At 62.4% G+C, this 20,093-nt stretch carries 14 protein-coding genes; 5 read left to right on the top strand and 9 right to left on the bottom strand.

Annotation, left to right across the window (positions count from 1 at the left end; translation table 11 throughout):
• Positions 1 to 72 precede the first annotated feature (72 nt).
• On the top strand, positions 73 to 861 hold the full coding sequence (locus ACVOLL_RS13800; protein ID WP_481513412.1) for a rhomboid family intramembrane serine protease: 789 nt from the start codon (positions 73 to 75) through the stop codon (positions 859 to 861).
• Here ACVOLL_RS13800 and ACVOLL_RS13795 read toward each other — a convergent pair.
• The 9 genes from ACVOLL_RS13795 to rpmH all read right to left on the bottom strand — a co-directional run bounded on the left by ACVOLL_RS13795 (position 858) and on the right by rpmH (position 12,081).
• Positions 858 to 1,868, bottom strand: coding sequence for a hypothetical protein (locus ACVOLL_RS13795; RefSeq protein WP_481513411.1), 1,011 nt, complete (start codon positions 1,866 to 1,868; stop codon positions 858 to 860). The genes ACVOLL_RS13800 and ACVOLL_RS13795 overlap by 4 nt on opposite strands.
• 133 nt (positions 1,869 to 2,001) lie before the next feature.
• Positions 2,002 to 3,033 carry a glycerophosphodiester phosphodiesterase gene (locus ACVOLL_RS13790; RefSeq protein WP_481513410.1) on the bottom strand — a complete coding sequence of 344 codons (1,032 nt, stop codon included), beginning with the start codon at positions 3,031 to 3,033 and terminating at the stop codon, positions 2,002 to 2,004.
• Between the two features lie 127 nt (positions 3,034 to 3,160).
• On the bottom strand, positions 3,161 to 4,777 hold the full coding sequence (locus tag ACVOLL_RS13785) for an ATP-binding cassette domain-containing protein (RefSeq protein WP_481513409.1): 1,617 nt from the start codon (positions 4,775 to 4,777) through the stop codon (positions 3,161 to 3,163).
• 219 nt (positions 4,778 to 4,996) lie between these two features.
• Positions 4,997 to 5,377, bottom strand: coding sequence for a VOC family protein (locus tag ACVOLL_RS13780; RefSeq protein WP_481513408.1), 381 nt, complete (start codon positions 5,375 to 5,377; stop codon positions 4,997 to 4,999).
• Between the two features lie 60 nt (positions 5,378 to 5,437).
• Positions 5,438 to 6,787, bottom strand: a complete 1,350-nt coding sequence (gene mnmE / locus ACVOLL_RS13775) for a tRNA uridine-5-carboxymethylaminomethyl(34) synthesis GTPase MnmE (RefSeq protein ID WP_481513407.1) — start codon at positions 6,785 to 6,787, stop codon at positions 5,438 to 5,440.
• A 3-nt stretch (positions 6,788 to 6,790) separates the two neighbouring features.
• Positions 6,791 to 9,472 carry a polysaccharide deacetylase family protein gene (locus ACVOLL_RS13770; RefSeq protein ID WP_481513406.1) on the bottom strand — a complete coding sequence of 894 codons (2,682 nt, stop codon included), beginning with the start codon at positions 9,470 to 9,472 and terminating at the stop codon, positions 6,791 to 6,793.
• A gap of 259 nt (positions 9,473 to 9,731) precedes the next feature.
• On the bottom strand, positions 9,732 to 11,441 hold the full coding sequence (gene yidC / locus ACVOLL_RS13765; RefSeq protein WP_481513405.1) for a membrane protein insertase YidC: 1,710 nt from the start codon (positions 11,439 to 11,441) through the stop codon (positions 9,732 to 9,734).
• Positions 11,441 to 11,944, bottom strand: a complete 504-nt coding sequence (gene rnpA, locus ACVOLL_RS13760; protein ID WP_481513404.1) for a ribonuclease P protein component — start codon at positions 11,942 to 11,944, stop codon at positions 11,441 to 11,443. Before rnpA ends, yidC begins: the two co-directional genes overlap by 1 nt.
• A complete protein-coding gene (rpmH, locus tag ACVOLL_RS13755; protein WP_006404565.1) occupies positions 11,941 to 12,081 on the bottom strand; it encodes a 50S ribosomal protein L34 in 141 nt (46 codons plus the stop codon). The genes rnpA and rpmH overlap by 4 nt, the downstream gene beginning before the upstream one ends.
• Before the next feature lie 252 nt (positions 12,082 to 12,333).
• Here rpmH and dnaA point away from each other — a divergent pair, with 252 nt between their 5' ends.
• The 4 genes from dnaA to gyrB all read left to right on the top strand — a co-directional run bounded on the left by dnaA (position 12,334) and on the right by gyrB (position 20,027).
• A complete protein-coding gene (gene dnaA / locus ACVOLL_RS13750) occupies positions 12,334 to 13,662 on the top strand; it encodes a chromosomal replication initiator protein DnaA (protein WP_296247335.1) in 1,329 nt (442 codons plus the stop codon).
• A 367-nt stretch (positions 13,663 to 14,029) separates the two neighbouring features.
• The gene (gene dnaN, locus ACVOLL_RS13745; RefSeq protein WP_057629944.1) at positions 14,030 to 15,130 is read left to right on the top strand and encodes a DNA polymerase III subunit beta; all 1,101 of its coding nucleotides are present in this window, start codon (positions 14,030 to 14,032) and stop codon (positions 15,128 to 15,130) included.
• A 1,227-nt stretch (positions 15,131 to 16,357) separates the two neighbouring features.
• Positions 16,358 to 17,458: a DNA replication/repair protein RecF gene (gene recF / locus ACVOLL_RS13740; protein ID WP_481513403.1), complete on the top strand. Its 1,101-nt coding sequence runs from the start codon at positions 16,358 to 16,360 to the stop codon at positions 17,456 to 17,458.
• Between the two features lie 109 nt (positions 17,459 to 17,567).
• Entirely contained in the window at positions 17,568 to 20,027 is a 2,460-nt protein-coding gene (gene gyrB / locus ACVOLL_RS13735) for a DNA topoisomerase (ATP-hydrolyzing) subunit B (RefSeq protein WP_481513402.1), read from the top strand.
• Positions 20,028 to 20,093 lie beyond the last annotated feature (66 nt).

Raw genomic sequence — 20,093 nt, 5'->3', positions numbered from 1 at the left:
CCCGCCGGTGGCATGCCAGATCCCATGCGCGGCGCCCTTGGCTTTGGCCGATGGCGCCGCAATCCCTTGATCATGGACACGCCAACCCTGCCCGACACCGGCGACACGCCGGCCATCACCGCCCGCAACGACCGCAGCCGGGTGCTGCGCGCGTTCAACATCAGCCTGGGCTTCGTATTGCTGCTGGTGGCGATGTTCGCCCTGCAGAGCAGCGGCTGGGATTGGCGGCCTTGGGCGGTAGCGCCACTGGAAGCCAGCGGTCTTGCTGGCCTGCTGGGCGCACCCTTGTTACATGGTTCTATCGAACACCTGGGCGCCAATGCGGTCGCCCTGCTTATTCTCGGCACGCTGGCCGGCAGTGTTTATCCCAAAGCCACCCTGCGCGCCCTGCCCTTGCTGTGGATAGGTTCCGGCCTGGGTGCGTGGATGCTGGGCGATGCCGGCAGCCGCCACCTCGGTGCCAGCGGCCTGACCCACGGCCTGATGTTCCTGGTCTTCGTGCTCGGCCTGCTGCGCCGTGACCGGCCAGCAATTGCTGCCAGCCTGATCGGCTTCCTGTTCTACGGCAGCATGCTGATCACCATCCTGCCGCACGAGCCAGGGGTGTCCTGGCAATCGCATATGGGCGGTGCCGCCGCCGGCGTGATCGCCGCGCTGCTGTTCCGCAACGTCGACCCGCGCGCTGAGCGCAAGCGCTACAGCTGGGAAGACGAGGAAGATGCCGACCAGCTGGCCGAAGCCGACAACGAACTGGAGCCGCCCGCACCGGGCCAGGTGCCGGTGCTGTGGCAGCCGCGCGAAGGCCGTGACTATGAAGTGGTGGTGCCGTTGCGCAGGCCAACTCCCAGGCAGGATGACTAAGGTTGTTTCGGCAAGGCCCCGTTCATTGCCACACGCAAACACCCCCAACCCGCCGCTCCCAAAATCAGAACCACCATCGAAACAGACATCAGCTGGAACAAAAAGGCGAGCCGATCATCAGCCCAGTAGTAATAGCGGACCGTGTTGTTTCGTAGTGACCCCCCGACCAGGACACCACGCATCACCCCCAGGGCCAACCCCACCCCCTTGCCGAGGCTATAGACCGCAAGCATTGCACCAAACAATGCCATTACGGCACGAATGATGGCCGGCACAGCATCGTGGCTATCTGACCCGCCGGAAGTTGCGGCCTGACTCGGTTGTGTTCCGCCAAGAACCTTGTTCCTGCGCTTGGTCCGGCGGCTTGCTAATGGCGGCTGTGATCTATCCCCATGCCGGCTCTGAGAACCTGAGGCCGCCTGCTGCGCTGGAGGCGGCAGCTCAACCACGTCGCTGGGAACGCTCAGCCCCAACTGGTCAGCAACCCGCTGCAAGAACGCCTGCGTTTTTGCCCTGCCTGGCCGTATCTGCACGGTTTCAAAGCTGAGCTGGTGCTCGCTGCTGTCGTTGTTGATCAGCCACAACTGGGCCGGGAATCGCGTCGGGCCGCGGCCGCTCGATCTGCTCGCAATCACCAGACGACGAAGCTGAAGCTTCCGGCGGTCATCCAGGGAAAATACTTCAACCTTCGCAGCAGCTCCGAACATATTGCACGAGCGACGTATCGCCCGATTGCCAGGTACATCGATCTCCAGTGTTTCTCGCACCCTTGTGTACCAGCCACTGGCAAGCCCCATCACAGGCAACGCCATCAAACTCAGCAGCGGCAGCAGTGCGTCCAGCAGCCCGCCTCTCATCATTTTCCAACGAAAGTCGACGTCCCCAGTCAGTAGCACGGGCAGTCCGAGCAAGAGTAGTACAACGAGCAGCAGTGCCACCCGCAGCAGCCAATTGACCGCGTGGACCCGCAGCACCGGTCCTTCTTCGTAGCGATACCCAAGCAACATGTTCCGCCCTCATCCGTGATGGGCAACGATCCGTGATGACCGTTCCGACGACGATCAGTATCTCATCGGCCACGTTCGACCACGGTCAAGGGGCCAGCAAGGCTACTCCCGAAGTTTCTTTTGGCGGCAATGCTCAGATGCCATCCACCGCCCGCCGCCCCAGCGCTGGATCATCGGTAAAGAACGCATCGATACCCGCCTGCAGATACACGCGGATCTCGGCCACCGAAGCCTCCGGGTTGCGCGCGTTCTCCGCACCCTGGCGAAAGGCCGGCGGCAGGAACGGGTTTTCCGGGCGGAAGCTGTAGGCCACTACCTGCAGGCCTGCGGCATGCGCATCGCCGATCAAGGCGGTAGGGGCAGCCAACTTGCCCTGTGCGTCCAGCGGCACCAGCGCGCGCCGTTCCACGCCGATCGCATCGGCATAGCTGGCGATTTCGCGCAGGCCGGCGGGGGTCATCATCTGTGCATAAGTCAGCTTGCCGCCGGCCAGTGCAACGTCGGCCGGCTTTTCATCACCACTGCTCAGCAACTGCAGCAGACGGATATTGCTGTCCTTGCCGAGTTTGCTGCGGATCTGCCGCAGGTTGGCGGTCTCGAAGGACTGCAGCAGGACCGGTGCAACCTTGGTGTAGCTGTTGCCCTGCAGGCTGGCCAGCAGTTTGTCTTCCATCGGCAGGCCGATGCTCTGGAAATAACTGCTGTGCTTGATCTCCGGGGCCAGGCCGATGCCGCGGTTGGCGCGACCGGCCTGCTGCACCAGGAAGCTGATGATCTCGTCCAGGGTGGCAATGCGGAACTGGCCATCAAAGGCGGTGCCGCGGATCTGCGGCAGGCGCTCGCGCGCGTACAGCGTCTTCAGCTCGGCGACGGTGAAATCTTCAGTGAACCAACCTTCGATCTGCTGGCCGTCGATCAGCTTGCGGGTGCGGCGGCTGGCGAACTCGGGATGGCTGGCGACATCGGTGGTGGAGCCGATCTCGTTTTCGTGCCGGGCCAGCATCACCCCGTCCTTGCTCATCACCAGGTCCGGCTCGATGTAATCGGCGCCGTCGCTGATGGCCTGTGCATAAGCGGCCAGGGTGTGCTCGGGCAGCAATGCGCTGGCACCACGGTGCGCGTACACCGAAACCTGGGGATAAGTCTGCGCGGCTGAGCTGTCCATTGCCCAACAGCATGCCACGCCAACCCCCACCGCCATCAACCAGGCCCAGCTTCGCACCGTCACTACTCCAATCAAAAACAAGGCGCGCAGCATGACGGCTGCATGTGACGTGTGGAAGAACATCGCGTCACTGATTGCGTTGCCACTCCCAGCCATCGGCGCTGGCATGCAGGCGCGCGGTGATGCCGATGGCCTGTAGCAGCGCCTCGTCATGCGATACCAGCACCAGGCTGCCCTGGTATTGGCGCAACAGATCTTCCAGAGCCGCCAGTGCATCCAGGTCGAGGTGATTGCCGGGCTCGTCCAGCAACAGCAGCTGTGCCGGTGGATCGGCATATAGCGCGCAGGCCAGGCCGGCTTTCAAGCGTTGCCCGCCACTGAGCTGGACCGAGGGCAGCTGTACCTGGTTTGCGTCCAGACCAAGCAGGGCCAATCGGCTGCGCAGCTCACCTTCGGCCATGCCCGGATTACGTAGACGCAGAGCTTCCAGCACGCTGCTGTGCTCGGGCAGCAGCTGCAGTTGCTGATCCAGCAGGGCCACAGGCACCTGCACGCTCACTTCGCCGGCAAGCGCTGGCAGTTGCCCGGCCAACACCTTCAACAAGGTCGACTTGCCCACACCGTTGGCGCCGGTGATGGCGACCCGCTCGCCACGGCGCAGGTTGAAGTCCAGCGCGCTCAGCGCCGGTGCCACATACGGCAGCTGCAGTCCGCAGGAACGCACCACCCACTCCGGTCCGCTGGTTTGCACGCTTGGAAGCAGCAACACCGGGGCGGCGGCTTCGCTGTCGGCCTGTGCCTCGCGCACCGCATCGTGCAGCTGTACCTGGCGCTGATCCAGCTGCGCGCGCGCCTTGCCAAGAGTGGCTTCGGCGCGTTGGCGCTGCAGGCCAAGCAGGATAGGCGCTTGATTGGCGTTGGCGGCCTCGCGGTTGCCGCGCGCGCTGCGCTGTTCCAGCCGCTGGCGTTGTTCCCGCAGCGCCTGCTCGCCCTTGCGGCGTTCGTGTCGGCGCTGTTGCAGCAAAGCCTCGGCTGCAGCACGTTCGCCCGCGCGCGCCTGTGCATAGAACGCATGATTGCCGCCGTAGCTGCGCAGCCCCTGCGGTGACAGTTCGACGATGCGTTCCACTTGTTGCAGCAGCAGGCGATCGTGACTGACCAGGATCAGGCCCTGCTTTCTCGCGCGCAGCTGCTCGGCCAACCAGAGCCGGCCGGCGTGATCGAGATGATTGCTGGGTTCGTCGAGGATCAGCCACTCCACCGGCTGCAACAGCGCACCCACCAGAGCGACGCGCATGCATTGCCCGCCACTGAGCTTATCCACAGGTGTATCCGCATCAACACCGTGCAAGCCTGCATCAGCCAAGGCCTGCTGCAGGGTTTCACACAGGCTCCATTGCTCGCCAATCGCGTCGAAATCCGCTTGCAGCGTGCTTCCGGCTTCAATCCTGCGCAATGCATCCACACGCTTATCCACAGCTGCAAGCTCGGCTACGCGCTGTCCTGTTTGCGGCTGTACCTGCTGTGCAAGGTAGTAGGCCTCACCGATGCGACGGCAGTGCCCGGCACTGGGTTGGCGCAGCCCGGCCATTATCTGTGCGAGTACGGATTTACCCACGCCATTGCGGCCGACCAGCCCGGTGGGCCGGCCATCGAACTGTGCGTTGAGGTTGGAGAACAGGCTGCGCCCATCGGGCGTGTGCCATGCGACGCCGTCCAGCGTCACGGAAATTGAGTTTGTCATGCGGTATTCCATCGATGCCCGAAGCACCCGGCCGCCAGCGGCTGCAGGGACTGGTAGGGACCGTCATCAAGACGGTTGCATCAATGGCGCATTGGACTGACTCCGTTGGCGGGGGGATCCCGTAACAGGGCCTAGCCTAACGGCGGCAAACAGAACTGTCAGTAACTGGCGGCGCGTAGTGGTCCGCGCCGCCAGTGCCGGGAAAGGCGAGGCTCAGGCCTACGCCGCACGGTGCGTGGCACACAGCTTGTTGCCGGCCGGGTCACGCAGATACGCGAGGTAGAGCGGACCGAACGGGCTTTGCCGCGGTCCCGGCGGATCTTCCACGCTCACGCCGCCGTGGCCAACACCCGCCGCATGCCAGGCCTCCACCACTTCCGGCGAGGCGCAGTTGAAGCCGATGGTGCCTCCATTGGCATGGGTGGCCGGCTCGCCGTTGCGCGGATGGCCGACGATCAGCAAGGCGCCGGCGTGGAGATAAACCACATTGCCCTTGGGATCGACGAAGCCCGGCTTCGCGCCGAGTGTGGACAGCAGCGCGTCATAGAACGCCTTGGATGCCTCGATGTCATTGGCACCCACCATGATGTGCGAAAACATTTACTACCTCCTGATTATTGCGCTGTCTGCCCATTGCGGGCCGTTGGCTCCACGCCGGCATCACTTGCCGATGCAGAAGCTCGAGAAAATCCTGCCCAGCAGATCGTCGGCGGTCATGCGGCCGGTGATTTCGCCGAGGGCGTCATGTGCAAGCCGCAGTTCCTCGGCGGCCAGTTCCAACTGATCGTAGTGCAGCTGGCCATCGGCGGCATCGAGGTGTTCGCTGGCCAGGGATAGTGCTTCGACATGGCGCAGGCGCGCGGAGAACTCGCCCAGCATGCCCTCGCCAGCACCGTGGCTGGCGATCTCGCGCAGGCGTGCGTGCAGCTGCTCCAGGCCTTGGCCATTGGCAGCGGACAGGGCGATGCTGTCTTCGTCCAGCTCCTGCGGCCACTGCGGTAACAGGTCCGACTTGTTGTAGATCCACAGCTGGCGCGCGGCCTGCGCGGCGGCATCACCGATGGCTGCCCTGCCCGCTTCCGGATCGCGGGCATCGAGCACGACGATGGCCAGATCCGCCCGCTGCATCTCGGCGCGGGCGCGGCGCATGCCTTCGCGTTCGATGGCGTCGCCACCTTCGCGCAAGCCAGCGGTGTCGACCAGCTCCAACTCCAGGCCATCGATGCGGATGGTTTCGCGCAGAGTGTCGCGGGTGGTGCCGGCGATATCGGTGACGATCGCCCGTTCGCTGCCGGCGAGCGCATTGAGCAGCGAGCTCTTGCCGGCATTGGGCGGACCGATCAGCACCGCGTGCAGGCCATCGCGCAGCTTGCGGCCGCGTTCGGCGTCGATGCGCAGCTGGGCCAGCAAGGCCTTGGCCTGTTCGATGCCGGCGCGCACCTGCGCGCCGCCCAGCGTGTCCAGCGGCTCGTCGGCGAAGTCGATGGCGGCTTCAACATGGATGCGCAGCCGTACCAGTTGCTCGCCTACTTCTTCCACCCGGCGTGAGAACACGCCATCCAGTGAACGCCGCGCGGCACGCGCGGCGCGCACATCGCCAGCGGCGATGAGGTCGGCGATGGCTTCGGCCTGGGCCAGGTCGAGCTTGCCGTTGAGGAAGGCCCGCTCACTGAACTCACCGGGGCGGGCCTGACGCGCGCCCAGTTCGATACAACGGGCCAGCAGCTGTCGCAGCACCACCGGGCTGCCGTGGCCCTGCAGTTCCACCACGTCTTCGCCAGTAAAGCTGCGCGGACCGGGGAAATACAGGGCGATGCCGTCGTCGATGACTTCGCCTGCGTCATCGCGGAACCTGGCGTAATGGGCGTGGCGCGACTTGAGCTGCGGGCAACCCAGTGCAACCGCTATGCGCAGTGACTGCGGGCCGGACACACGCAGCATGCCAACGCCGCCAGCAGCGGCGCCGCTGGCGATGGCAACAATGGTCTGGCCTGTGGACAAGTCGCTCATGGCTTACAGCTTCTGCAGTTGTGCGCGGGCCTGGGCGGCGCCGCTGCCTTGCGGCTGCAGTTCCAGATAGGTGCCATAGGCCTGCTTGGCCTTCGCCTTGTCGCCGGCATTGAAGTAGGCGTCGCCAAGATTCAGATAGGCCACCGCGCGCGAGGGATCGATCTTCAAGGTGTTCTCCAGCCAACGTGCAGCTTCGGCGTAGCGCTGCTGGCGGTAGTAGACGAAGCCAAGATTGTTCGCCGCCTGGGCGAAATCCGGACGCAGCTTCAATGCCTCGGTGAACTGCACCGCGGCTTCGTCATAGCGCTTCTCGCGGTACAGCTGCAGGCCGCGGTCGTTGGCCTGCTGCGCGCGCTGTCGATCCGAGGTTGGCACCGCGGCCGGTACCACGAGGGTGCTCTTGCCACCCTGCAGATCGGCAACCGTTACCGGCGCTTCGGTCTTGCCTGCAGGCTTGGCCTCCTGCACGGCATCGACACGGCTGTTGAGGGCAATGGCGTCAGCCGAAAGCTGGCGGGTATCGGCGTTGAGGAATTCCTGGCTGTCCGGAACCTGGAACACGAACTCGCCGCCCTGCGAACCGGGCAGGCTGCCAAAGGCCGGGGTTTGTCGCGATACCGCCGACACCGCAGGCGCTACATACGCGGCCAACTCGGTGCCGGTGATCAGGCCATCGCCATTGAGATCGCCCTTGCCAGCCAAGGCCTGCAACAGCACCCAGGTGAATACCGAATGCCCGTTCGGGCCGCTGTCGGCGACCTGCTGGTCGGCACCGCCGGCAGTCAGCATCTGCCGCGCGCTGCGGCGTGCGTTCTCGCGCAGGAACGACGACGAACTGCCGCCGCCGCGAGTCAGCCCAAGGCCGCTGTAACAGGCATCCATCACGAACAGCACGTGCTTGGCCTGCATGCTCTCGGCGATGTTCTGGATGTCGGTCATCGCGATTGCATCGGTGGCGAATTCGTTCGGATCCGAATCCACCGGGATGATGTAGCCCAGATCGCGACCGGAGGCCAGCTGGCGGGTAGCGCCATGGCCGGCGAAGAACACGAACACGCGGTCGTTCTTGCCGGTGCGCTCATCGGCCAGGCGGTCGTGGAAGGCTGCCAGGATGTTGTTGCGGGTGGCCTGCTGGTTCTTCAGCACGATCACCTGCGAAGACGGGAAGCCGAACTGGCCGGTCAGCGTATCGGCGATGGACTGCGCGTCACGGCCGGCGTATTCGAGCTTGGGCCATTTGGCGTACTCATCGATGCCGATGACGATCGCCCAGGATTTTTCGTAGCCGGTGGTGACCGTGGTGTCGGCGACCGCACCCTTGCGCGCACGGCTGACGCTGAAATCACGGCCATTCCAGCCAGCGAACTGGTAGCCATCAGCGATCAGCTTGTCGAGGATCTGCGGCAGCGCCTTCACCGCGCGGTCGTGGATGTCATGGAACAGGATGATGCCGCGCTGCTCCTTCTGCACCTGGTCGACCACGCGCTGCACGATGGACTCGGGCACCGGGTCGGCCCAGTCCATCGAGTCGATGTTCCACATGATGGATTTCAGCCCGGCTTCGTTGAGCAGCTGCAGGCCTTCGGCGTTGCGCGCCCCATACGGAAAGCGGAACAGCGGCGCGCGCTTGGCATCCACGCCCTTGAGCAAGGTATCGGTATCGAGCACCTGCTGGCGCAGCGCATCGCCAGTGGTGCGCGAAAGCTGCGCGTGGGTCAGGCTGTGGTTGCCGACTGCATAGCCGTGCTCCATCAGGTTGCGGCTGATGCCAGCCATCGGCCCGAGCTTGACCTTGCCATCGGCCTCGACCGCACCGAGATTGCGGCCCACTTCAAAGAACACACCCGGCACGTCGTAGCGCTGCAGGATGGCGACAACCTCATCGGTGTACGCCTTGTGCGGGCCATCGTCGAACGTAAGCACGACGGTCTTGGCCGGCAGGTCACGGCCGAAGATCTCGCGGTCGCTGTCCTGCATCGACATCGGGTAGGGCTCGATCACGCCAAAGTCGCGCAGGATGGCGTCGCGCTTGTACAGCGTGTTGAGGTGGGCGACATAGTCGTCCCACTTTTCACGCTTGAGCTCGATCGCACGGGTGCGCTCGAAGCGGCTGAAGATGCGGGTCAGTTCCTGGTTGTAGTTGCGCTCGATCTCGTCGAGCGCGTCCAGGTCTTCGCCGATGCGCTGGTGCAGTTTCACTGCCGGCAGCGAGGAATCCGCGCCCGCGCGCTGATGCAGTTCGCGCAGTATTTCGCGGAAGGCCAGGCGATCGGCGTCGTAGAGCTCGGGCGAGGATTCGATGTAATCCAGCACCGTGCCCAGGGTAGCGAAGCGCTGCGGATTCGGGTCGCGCAGCAAGGCGTCGAACTGCGCGGCAATGGCCTGGCGCTGTTCCAAGCCGTCATGGAACAGCTGCTGGCCGATGCGACTGGAAGTCTGGCGGTCGGCTGGCGATTGCTGTGCCTCGTCGGCCAGCAACACAACGATGCGGCGGTGCCCGTCCAATTGTTTCTGCAATGCGGTCAACAGCGGCGCCGCCGCTGGATTGGCTGCGGCGGCAGCCTGCGCGCTGGCCTGGGTTGGCGTTGCGGTACCGGCCTCGTCCTTTTTGGAACAGCCAACAATCGTCAGCGCGGCAAGCAACACGGCAGGCAGGATCAGGCGGCGCGACAACGAACGGGGCATGGCAGGCTCGGGATGAAAGGGTGCAACAGGCGTGGTGATTCTAACGCCACAGGCGAAAAGGCCGGCTTGCGGCGAAATGCCGCCCCTTTTGTAGGAGCGGCGTAAGCCGCGAAGCTGGCCTTGCTGGAACACCGGGAAGCTGTGCGATCTGATGCTGCGTCGGCTTCGCGGCTTACACCGCTCCTACAAACAGCCGAACGACCTGTCTTGGCGTGGCCTCCCCCACATGCGAAAAGCCCGCCTTGCGGCGGGCTTTTGCTTACTTGGCTTCGATCACCTTGCTCGGCGCGTCTTCGCCGTGCTTCTTGATCATCCACCACTGCTGCAGCAGGCTCAGGCCGCCGTTGACCACCCAGTACAGGACCAGGCCGGACGGCATGAAGGCCATCATCACGCCGAATACCAACGGCATGAACTGCATCATCTTCTGCTGCATCGGATCCATGCCCACAGCCGGGGTCAGCTTCTGGGTGAACCACATCACCGCGATGTTGATGATCGGCAGGATGAAGTACGGGTCACGTGCGGTCAGATCCTGGATCCAGCCCAGCCACGGCGCCTGACGCAGTTCCACCGACTCCACCAGCACCCAGTACAGGGCGAAGAAGATCGGCATCTGGATCAGCAGCGGCAGGCAGCCACCCAGCGGATTGATCTTCTCCTTCTTGTACAGCTCCATCATTGCAGTCTGGAACTTCTGCTTGTCGTCGCCGTAGCGCTCCTTCAGCTGCGCGATACGCGGCTGGAACTTGCGCATCTTGGCCTGCGACTTGAACTGCGCATTGGCCAGCGGGAACAGCGCCATCTTCAACAGGATCACCAGACCGATGATGGCCCAGCCCCAGTTGCCGACCAGCTTGTGCACCTGGTTCATCACCCAGAACAAGCCCTGGCCGATGATGGCCATGATCGAGAAGCGGCTGTAATCGACCACGCGGTCCAGGCCCTTCACGTCTTCCTTGGCGATCTGGTTGACCAGCTTCGGGCCCACCCACAGGCGTGCCTCGGTGCTGACTTTCTGGCCCGGTGCCACGGTGAAGCCGGGGCCGCGGGTTTCGATCACGTTACGCGGACCGTTCTGCGACAGCAGGTACAGCGCCGACTGGTCAGCCTGCGGAATCCAGGCGGTGAAGAAATGGTGCTGCAGCATCGCCACCCAGCCACCACTGATGGTCTGGTTGATGGTGCCGTCTTCCAGGTAATCCTTGAATGCACGACGCTGGTAGCCATCAGCCGGGCTGAACCAGGTGGCGCCATTGAAGCTGAAGGAATCCGGATTGGTCATGCCCTTGGTGATCACCGGCGGCACGCGATCCAGCTTGCGGAACACATAGCCCTGCCACGGCGCGGTGCCGGTATTGACCACTTCGTCCTTCACACTGATGGCGTAATCACCACGCTTGAAGGTGTAGGTGCGGTGGATGCTGACGCCATTCGGGCCGTTCCATACGAACGGCACCTGCACTTCATTCTGGCCTTCAGCCAGGGCAACAGCGGTGACACCGGCGGCCGGCTGGAAACCATTGGCGCCGGGGACGGGCGAGTTGTTCTGGCTGGCCCAGCCAGCGGTGGCGCTGTACGGGTGTGCCTTGTCTTCGGTCAGCAGCTGCACCGGCGGGCTGCCGGCGGCCTTGGTCTGCGGGAAGTGCAGCAGATCGGCGTCAAGCACGCTGCGGCCGTCGAGCACCAGCTTCAGTACGTCGGTGGTGACGGTCACGCGCTGGGCGCTGGCAGCGGCTTCCATGCCCGGTGCGACGGCGGCAACCGGCGGTTGGCCCGGCACGGTGGCCTGCGGCACGTCGGCGGTGGCCGGTGCATGCAGATCGACGTCATTGGCGCCCGGCACGGCCGGCTGGGTGGTGGCCACGGTTGCCGGATCCGGTGCGGCCTTTTCGCGACCCCATTCCATCCACAGCAGCACGGCTACCATCAGCCAGGCAAAAATCAGGAATACACGGGTCTGGTTCATCAGCAGGCAGGCTCGGCTCGACCGGAGGAAGTGTCCGGTACGTTCAAAGGAAGAGGGGTGGGTGCGCCCTCGTGCGGCGGCATTGTGCCGCCCGCAGCCACAACGGGCAATGCGCCGGCACGGCGCAGCAGGCGCTCGAACGCCTCACGGATCTGTTGATTACTGGCGATCTTGGCCGCGGATCGGGCAACGATGACGTAATCGCCACCGCTCAGGCACGACCGTAGATGGCGTGTTGCATCCCGCAACACACGCTTGATACGGTTACGACCGACCGCACGCGTATCCACCTTGCGTGACACAGCCAAACCGAGTCGAGCAGGGGTATCCCCTTTCAACCAGTGGAGTGTCATCAAGGGATCGGATACACGGCGGGCGCCGTTGAAGACCGTTGTATATTCGGCACGCGTACGAACCCGCGCAGAGCGAGGGAATCGCTTGCGCGGGCAAGTACTGATCACGATCGGTGTTGCGATTGCCGCTTCACGCGGCAACGCAATCAAGCGCTGAGGACTTTGCGGCCCTTGGCGCGGCGACGCGACAGGATCTTGCGGCCGTCGGCGGTCTTCATACGAGCACGGAAACCGTGATCGCGCTTGCGCTTGAGGTTGCTGGGCTGGAACGTGCGCTTGGTGGCCATTGGGGCACCTGTATGAAGTGGACGGAAAGAACCGGAAATTCTATAGACCCTACCGGGGTCACGTCAAGTCTTGCTTGACAAAGCTATCCACAGGCCGGTGTACATCTTGTGGATGAGCCTGTGAATAAATCCGGGACAAGCATTCCCGCATCGGGCCTGCGGTGGTAGTCTGGGCCATCCACTTTCCCCCTTCCGGCCTGTGGCCCGGCGGCTTTCTGCGCCCGGCTGGCAAGCCTTTGACGACTATTGCTGATGGATGCCTGGACACGTTGTCTCGAACGTCTGGAGGCGGAATTTCCGCCCGAAGATGTCCACACCTGGTTGAAGCCGCTGCAGGCCGACCAACGCGCTGACAGCCTTGTGCTGTACGCGCCAAATGCCTTTATCGTTGACCAAGTGCGCGAACGCTACCTGCCGCGCATCGGTGAACTGCTGACCCATTTCGCCGGTTTCGGCGAGGTGATCCTGGAAATCGGCTCGCGTCCGCGTGCGCCGGAACCGGCCCCGCTGGTCGCCCCGAGCGCCAGTTATGTGCCGGCCGCGCCGGTGGTGCCGTTCAACGGCAACCTCGACGCCCACTACACCTTCACCAATTTCGTCGAAGGCCGCAGCAATCAGCTGGGTTTGGCAGCGGCATTCCAGGCGGCGCAAAAGCCGGGTGATCGTGCGCATAACCCCTTGCTGCTGTACGGCGGCACCGGTCTGGGTAAAACCCACTTGATGCTGGCGGCTGGCAATGCCATGCGCCAGGCCAATCCTGCGGCAAAAGTGCTGTACCTGCGTTCGGAACAGTTCTTCAGCGCGATGATCCGTGCGCTGCAGGAAAAGTCCATGGACCAGTTCAAGCGCCAGTTCCAGCAGGTCGATGCGCTGCTGATCGATGACATCCAGTTCTTCGCCGGCAAAGACCGCACCCAGGAAGAGTTTTTCCACACCTTCAACGCCTTGTTTGACGGCAAGCAGCAGATCATCCTGACCTGTGACCGCTACCCGCGCGAAGTGGAAGGCCTGGAAGCCCGCCTGAAATCGCGTCTGGCCTGGGGTTTGTCGGTGGCCATCGAGCCGCCTGACTTTGAAACCCGTGCTGCCATCGTGCTGGCCAAGGCCCGCGAACGCGGCGCCGAGATTCCGGACGACGTGGCGTTCCTGATCGCCAAGAAAATGCGCTCAAACGTGCGCGATCTGGAAGGTGCGCTCAATACGCTGACCGCCCGCGCCAATTTCACCGGCCGCGCGATCACCACCGAATTTGCCCAGGAAACCCTGCGCGACCTGCTGCGCGCCCAGCAACAGGCGATCAGCATTCCGAACATCCAGAAAACGGTTGCCGACTACTACGGCTTGCAGATCAAGGATCTGCTGTCCAAGCGGCGCACCCGTTCGCTGGCCCGACCGCGTCAGGTCGCCATGGCACTGACCAAGGAACTGACCGAACACAGCCTGCCGGAAATCGGCGATGCGTTTGCCGGCCGTGACCACACCACGGTGCTGCACGCCTGCCGACAGATCCGCACGTTGATGGAAACCGACGGCAAGTTGCGCGAAGACTGGGAAAAGCTGATCCGCAAGCTCAGCGAGTAAGCCCCGGCGCTGCCCTGTGGAAACGCTCATCGATGAAACAGGTGGGAAAACCATTGGGGCAGCAGGGTCTGGGCGGTAAGTGGAGCGAATGATGCACCGACGCCACTGCGGCGTCATCGCACAAAACGGTGCATGATTCGGGGGCAGGCTTGGGAGAAGTTGTGGATAAAATTGGTCGGCAAAACCGCGTCAAAATTATCCACAGGTTCACCCACCTGCTCAGCGTCAGTAATACATGGGTTTCAGCTTCAATAAAACATTTAAAAACAAACACTTAGGTGTGTTTTAAGCCAAATCTGGCTCTACCAGCACCACCAAGCTTTTGATTTAATCCACATCTTTTAAAAGCATAGGGGCACGAAACCACATGCGTTTCACACTGCAGCGCGAAGCCTTTCTCAAGCCGTTGGCCCAAGTCGTCAACGTGGTTGAACGCCGTCAGACCCTGCCGGTTCTGGCCAATTTCCTCGTCCAGGTTCAGGGCGGCCAGCTTTCGCTGACCGGTACCGACCTGGAAGTCGAAATGGTCTCCCGCATCGCGGTCGAAGATGCCCAGGACGGCGAAACCACGATCCCGGCGCGTAAGTTGTTCGAAATCATCCGCGCCCTGCCCGATGGCAGCCGCATCACGGTTTCGCAGACGGGCGACAAGATCACTGTCCAGGCCGGACGCAGCCGTTTCACTCTGGCGACCCTGCCGGCGAACGACTTCCCATCGGTTGACGAAGTTGAAGCCACCGAGCGCGTAGTCGTGCCGGAAGCCGCGCTGAAGGAACTGATCGAGCGCACTGCCTTCGCAATGGCGCAGCAGGACGTGCGCTATTACCTCAACGGCCTGCTGTTCGACCTGCGCGACAGCATCCTGCGCTGTGTCGCAACCGACGGCCACCGCCTGGCACTGTGCGAAACCGCGCTCGAAAACGATAACGGCGCCAAGCGCCAGATCATCGTGCCGCGCAAGGGCGTGACCGAATTGCAGCGTTTGCTGGAAGGCGGCGAGCGCGAGGTCGAGCTGGAAGTCGGCCGCAGCCACGTGCGCATGAAGCGCGACGATGTCACCTTCACCTCGAAGCTGATCGACGGCCGTTTCCCGGATTACGAAGCAGTGATTCCGATTGGTGCCGACCGCGAAGTGAAGGTTGAGCGCGAAACCCTGCGTGCTTCGCTGCAGCGTGCGGCAATTCTCTCCAACGAGAAGTACCGCGGCGTTCGCGTCGAAGTGACCCCGGGCCAGCTGAAGATCAGCGCACACAACCCGGAGCAGGAAGAAGCCCAGGAAGAAATCGAAGCCGATACCGTGGTCAGCGATCTGGCCATCGGCTTCAACGTGAACTACCTGCTCGATGCCCTGTCGGCACTGCGCGATGAGCACGTTGTCATCCAGCTGCGCGATTCCAACTCCTCGGCACTGGTGCGTGAAGCCAGCAGCGAGAAGTCGCGTCACGTGGTGATGCCGCTGCGTCTCTGACCAGCAGGTTCCACGTGGAACACGAAGAAGCCCGGCTTAGCGCCGGGCTTTTTTGTGGCTTGGATTCTGGCTGAGGTTCCACGTGGAACAGCCAGGAAGCCCCCGAAATCATTGGTTTCCGGGCTACAGGCTGTCCCTATCAACCAGCTTCCACAACGAAGCAGCGGAATTGCCCCAGATCTCCGGCCGCTATGACTTTCACGATGTCTTCCAGCTTCCTTCGTAGGCAACAAGTCCGGCACTGATCCCCGATGCCGGGTTCCAGTTCATGCCGATAAGCGTTGCCACTGCCTTCCAAGCACATGGGAATCCCAGCGCTGAAACTCTTGCCTGATCCGTTCGCGTCGGCGCTCACCGGGAGTCTTTGTTCCACAGAGCCTCATTGCTCCCCGGCTACATCTGCAGCCCTGACCGAACATGGCCGGGTTGAACCTCCCAGGCTGTGGCCGAGATCAAAGATCAGCAGCTCAACGTTCTCGATGTTTCGGAGGCTCCTGCCCGATCCAAAGGCAGCGCTATATCAACAGAGCAAGGCGAGCAATGAAATCTGTGAAATCCGGAAGTTGGGACCCAGACCAGTCGATCAGAATTCGAGAAATCTGGCCCCATTGCAGAGCCGCCGCAAAGGGCTGGCAAGCCTGCCGTGGCAGCGGGCTCAGATCGACATCGGATTTCTTGAAATCTGAATCCTGCAGCTGGATCCCAGCACCCAGAATTCAAAGATTCAGAGCTCTGGTTTTTCGCCCTTTCTGGGGGCCTGTTTTCTCAGCTCTATGCTTTAAATCTGAGAATAAATCAAAAGCTTGGTGGTGATGGTAGGAACAGATTTTATGTAAAACTACCTTAAGTACTTGTTTCTAATCGTCTTATTTACCTTGAAACCCCCTGTAAAACAGGGCTTCTAGCCTGTGGATATCTGTGGATAAGGTTGAAGAGGTCTCTCAAGGCCACTTTTATCCACAGATTGCCCAACTTATACACAGGGTTTGTACCCGGACCTATACAAGCCCCAAAAAGCATCGTGTTTTCGTGAAATCTGCAGAGCTGGTGTCCACGGCACTGGTCAGATTTGAAGAAATCAGACGATGTTCCACGTGACACCCAGCGCCGCTGTATCAGCGATCGCACTTGCCTGCTTATCGTGCTGCTCGAATGTGGTGGATGCTTTAAGCTGCGCATGGCCAGCCACGGCCCCCGTGCTGGCGTCGTGCTTTCTTTCGAGCGTCAATGCATATCGTCCGTGTTGCCTTGAACCGCGTGCGTCGGTTCGATTCGGTGGAACTGGCTCCCCGTCCTGGAATCAACCTGATTACCGGCGCCAATGGCGCGGGCAAAACCAGCGTGCTTGAAGCGCTGCACCTGATGGCCTATGGCCGCAGCTTCCGAGGCCGCGTTCGTGATGGGCTGGTGCAGAAAGGCGCCGAGAATCTGGACGTTTTTGTTGAATGGCAGGAACGCAGCGACGCAGAACTCGGCGTTTCAACGCGCCGGGCAGGGCTGCGGCACAGCGGACAGGCATGGAAAGGCCGTTTGGACGGCGAAGACGTGGCGCAATTGGGCAATCTTTGCGCTGCGTTGGCTGTGGTGACCTTCGAACCGGGCAGCCATGCCTTGGTCAGCGGTGGCAGCGAACCCCGTCGCCGCTTCATCGATTGGGGATTGTTCCACGTGGAACCTGACTTTCTTCCCCTATGGCGGCGCTACACCCGCGCCCTGAAACAGCGCAATGCGCTGTTGAAGATGGGTGCCCCCGGCAAGCAGTTGGATGCCTGGGATTGGGAGCTGGCCGAAGCTGGTACTCCCCTCACCTCTCGCCGCCAGCATTATCTGGAGCGGTTGCAGGATCGGGCGGTCGCAATCGCTGCGGATCTGGCCCCAGGCCTGCAATTGAGTGCCCTGGAACTGCAGCCGGGCTGGCGCCGACACGAAATGTCGCTGGGCGATGCCTTGCTGCTGGCCCGTGATCGCGACCGTAGCGCCGGCTATACCTCGGTGGGACCACATCGGGCCGACTGGAGCGTTGGTTTCACGCAGATTCCCGGCCGTGATGCGCTATCCCGTGGCCAAGCCAAGCTCACCGCCCTGGCCTGCTTGCTCGGGCAGGCCGATGATTACGCCAGCCAACGCGGCGAATGGCCGGTCATCGCCCTGGATGATCTGGGCTCGGAGCTGGACCGCAATCACCAGCAACGTGTGCTGCAATACCTGGCGGCAACGCCTGCACAGATTTTCATCACCGCCACCGAAACGCCGGTTGCGCTGGAAGCCGAACTAAGTCCAGCGGCTGTGTTCCACGTGGAACATGGCACCATCAATGCCGTAAGTTGAGCCTTCAGGGCGGAAATCCCCCCGGCAGGTATAATCGGAACGTCATCCCCTATCTCTCATGCCCGTTCCACGGAACGGCGCATGACCTGCGGAGCCTACGGCAAGCGCAATGAGCGAAGAACAGAACACCCCGGTCAACAACGGCAATTACGACGCCAACAGCATCACCGCATTGGAAGGCTTGGAGGCTGTTCGCAAGCGTCCCGGTATGTACATCGGCGACGTCCATGACGGCACTGGCCTGCACCACATGGTGTTCGAGGTTGTCGACAACTCCATCGACGAAGCCCTCGCTGGTCACGCCGACAATGTGTTGGTCACCATCCATGCCGATGGCTCGGTGTCGGTGGCCGATAACGGCCGCGGTATCCCGGTCGGCAAGCATGCGCAGATGAGCCAGAAGCTCGATCGCGAAGTCTCTGCTGCCGAAGTGGTGATGACCGTCCTGCACGCAGGCGGCAAGTTCGACGACAACAGCTACAAGGTTTCCGGTGGTTTGCACGGCGTCGGCGTCAGCGTGGTCAATGCGCTGTCGCAGAAGCTGATGCTGGACATCTACCAGGGCGGTTTCCACTACCAGCAGGAGTACGCCGACGGCGCAGCAGTAACACCGCTGAAGCAGCTGGAAACCAGTGATCGCCGCGGTACCGTGCTGCGTTTCTGGCCGTCGGTGACGGCGTTCCACGGCAACGTCGAATTCCACTACGAAATTCTGGCCCGTCGCCTGCGCGAACTGTCGTTCCTGAATTCCGGCGTCAACATCACCCTTGTGGATGAGCGTGGCGAAGGCCGTCGCGACGATTACCACTACGAAGGCGGTATCAAGAGCTTCGTGGAGCACCTGGCGCAGGTGAAGACCCCGCTGCATCCGAATGTGATCGCGGTAACCGGCGAAGCGAATGGCATCGTGGTCGAAGTTGCGTTGCAGTGGACCGATTCCTACCAGGAAACGATGTACTGCTTCACCAACAACATCCCGCAGAAGGACGGCGGTACCCACCTTGCCGGCTTCCGCGCCGCGCTGACCCGCACGCTCAACAACTACATCGAACAGAGCGGCATCGCCAAGCAGGCCAAGATCAGCTTCACCGGCGATGACATGCGCGAAGGCATGATCGCGGTGTTGTCGGTGAAGGTGCCGGACCCGAGCTTCTCCAGCCAGACCAAGGAAAAGCTGGTCAGCTCCGACGTCAAGCCGGCAGTGGAAAGCACCTTCGGCGCCAAGCTTGAAGAATTCCTGCAGGAAAACCCGAACGAAGCCAAGGCCATTGCCGGCAAGATCGTCGACGCAGCCCGTGCCCGCGAAGCCGCGCGCAAGGCCCGCGATCTGACCCGCCGCAAGGGCGCGCTGGATATCGCCGGCCTGCCGGGCAAGCTGGCCGATTGCCAGGAAAAGGATCCTGCGCTGTCCGAACTGTTCATCGTCGAGGGTGACTCGGCAGGTGGCTCGGCCAAACAGGGCCGCAACCGCAAGAACCAGGCGGTGCTGCCGCTGCGCGGCAAGATCCTCAACGTGGAACGTGCGCGCTTCGACCGCATGTTGGCCTCGGATCAGGTCGGTACGCTGATCACCGCACTGGGCACTGGCATTGGCCGCGACGAGTACAACCCGGACAAGCTGCGTTACCACAAGATCATCATCATGACCGACGCCGACGTCGACGGCGCGCACATCCGTACGCTGCTGTTGACGTTCTTCTACCGTCAGATGCCGGAGCTGATCGAGCGTGGTTTTGTGTATATCGGCCTGCCGCCGCTGTACAAGATCAAGCAGGGCAAGACCGAGTTGTACCTGAAGGATGACCCGGCGCTGGATGCCTACCTGGCCAATAACGCCGTGGAGAATGCAGCGCTGATTCCTGCTGTCGGCGAGCCGCCGATTGAAGGCGTCGCGCTGGAAAGGCTGTTGATGACCTACGCAGCCGCGCAAGAAACCATCAACCGCAATGCGCACCGCTACGACCGCAGCCTGCTGGAAGCGCTGGTCGATTTCACCCCGATGGACCTGGAGCATCTGCGCAGTGCCGGCGAAGGCGAAGGCCTGGATGCCTTGGCCAAGCGTCTGAACCAGGGCAGCCTGGGCACGCCGCGTTTCACCCTGGAGTTGCAGGAACCGAACGAACAGCGTCCTGCTGCAGTGTTGGTCACCCGTCGTCATATGGGCGAGGAACACATCCAGGTGCTGCCGCTGTCTGCATTTGAATCCGGTGAACTGCGTCAGCTGCACCAGGCCTCGCAGTTGTTGCACGGGCTGGTGCGCGAAGGCGCCACCATCAACCGCGGCAACAAGTCCTCGGAAATCACCGGTTTCGCGCAGGCACAGGCCTGGTTGATGGAAGAGGCCAAGAAGGGCCGCATGATCCAGCGCTTCAAGGGTCTGGGTGAAATGAACCCGGAACAGCTGTGGGATACCACAGTCAATCCGGACACCCGCCGTTTGTTGCAGGTCCGTATCGAAGACGCGGTGGAAGCCGATCAGATCTTCAGCACCTTGATGGGCGACGTGGTGGAACCGCGTCGTGATTTCATCGAGAGCAATGCGCTGAAGGTAACCAATCTGGATATCTGATCCAGCGCAACCGCCAATGTGGGCGCCGGCAACGGCGCCCACTTTCTATCCGAAGCCACGGCCCAG

Source organism: Stenotrophomonas sp. STEN035, assembly GCF_056759935.1.
This window is presented reverse-complemented; position numbering and strand designations above follow the sequence as displayed.

Coding starts and splice junctions, on each gene's coding strand:
- ACVOLL_RS13790 (WP_481513410.1), bottom strand. CDS start 3,033: ATGGACAGCTCAGCCGCGCAGACTTATCCCCAGGTTTCGGTGTACGCG.
- ACVOLL_RS13770 (WP_481513406.1), bottom strand. CDS start 9,472: ATGCCCCGTTCGTTGTCGCGCCGCCTGATCCTGCCTGCCGTGTTGCTT.
- yidC (WP_481513405.1), bottom strand. CDS start 11,441: ATGAACCAGACCCGTGTATTCCTGATTTTTGCCTGGCTGATGGTAGCC.
- recF (WP_481513403.1), top strand. CDS start 16,358: ATGCATATCGTCCGTGTTGCCTTGAACCGCGTGCGTCGGTTCGATTCG.
- ACVOLL_RS13780 (WP_481513408.1), bottom strand. CDS start 5,377: ATGTTTTCGCACATCATGGTGGGTGCCAATGACATCGAGGCATCCAAG.
- ACVOLL_RS13795 (WP_481513411.1), bottom strand. CDS start 1,868: ATGTTGCTTGGGTATCGCTACGAAGAAGGACCGGTGCTGCGGGTCCAC.
- ACVOLL_RS13785 (WP_481513409.1), bottom strand. CDS start 4,777: ATGACAAACTCAATTTCCGTGACGCTGGACGGCGTCGCATGGCACACG.
- dnaA (WP_296247335.1), top strand. CDS start 12,334: ATGGATGCCTGGACACGTTGTCTCGAACGTCTGGAGGCGGAATTTCCG.
- rpmH (WP_006404565.1), bottom strand. CDS start 12,081: ATGGCCACCAAGCGCACGTTCCAGCCCAGCAACCTCAAGCGCAAGCGC.
- ACVOLL_RS13800 (WP_481513412.1), top strand. CDS start 73: ATGGACACGCCAACCCTGCCCGACACCGGCGACACGCCGGCCATCACC.
- mnmE (WP_481513407.1), bottom strand. CDS start 6,787: ATGAGCGACTTGTCCACAGGCCAGACCATTGTTGCCATCGCCAGCGGC.
- dnaN (WP_057629944.1), top strand. CDS start 14,030: ATGCGTTTCACACTGCAGCGCGAAGCCTTTCTCAAGCCGTTGGCCCAA.
- gyrB (WP_481513402.1), top strand. CDS start 17,568: ATGAGCGAAGAACAGAACACCCCGGTCAACAACGGCAATTACGACGCC.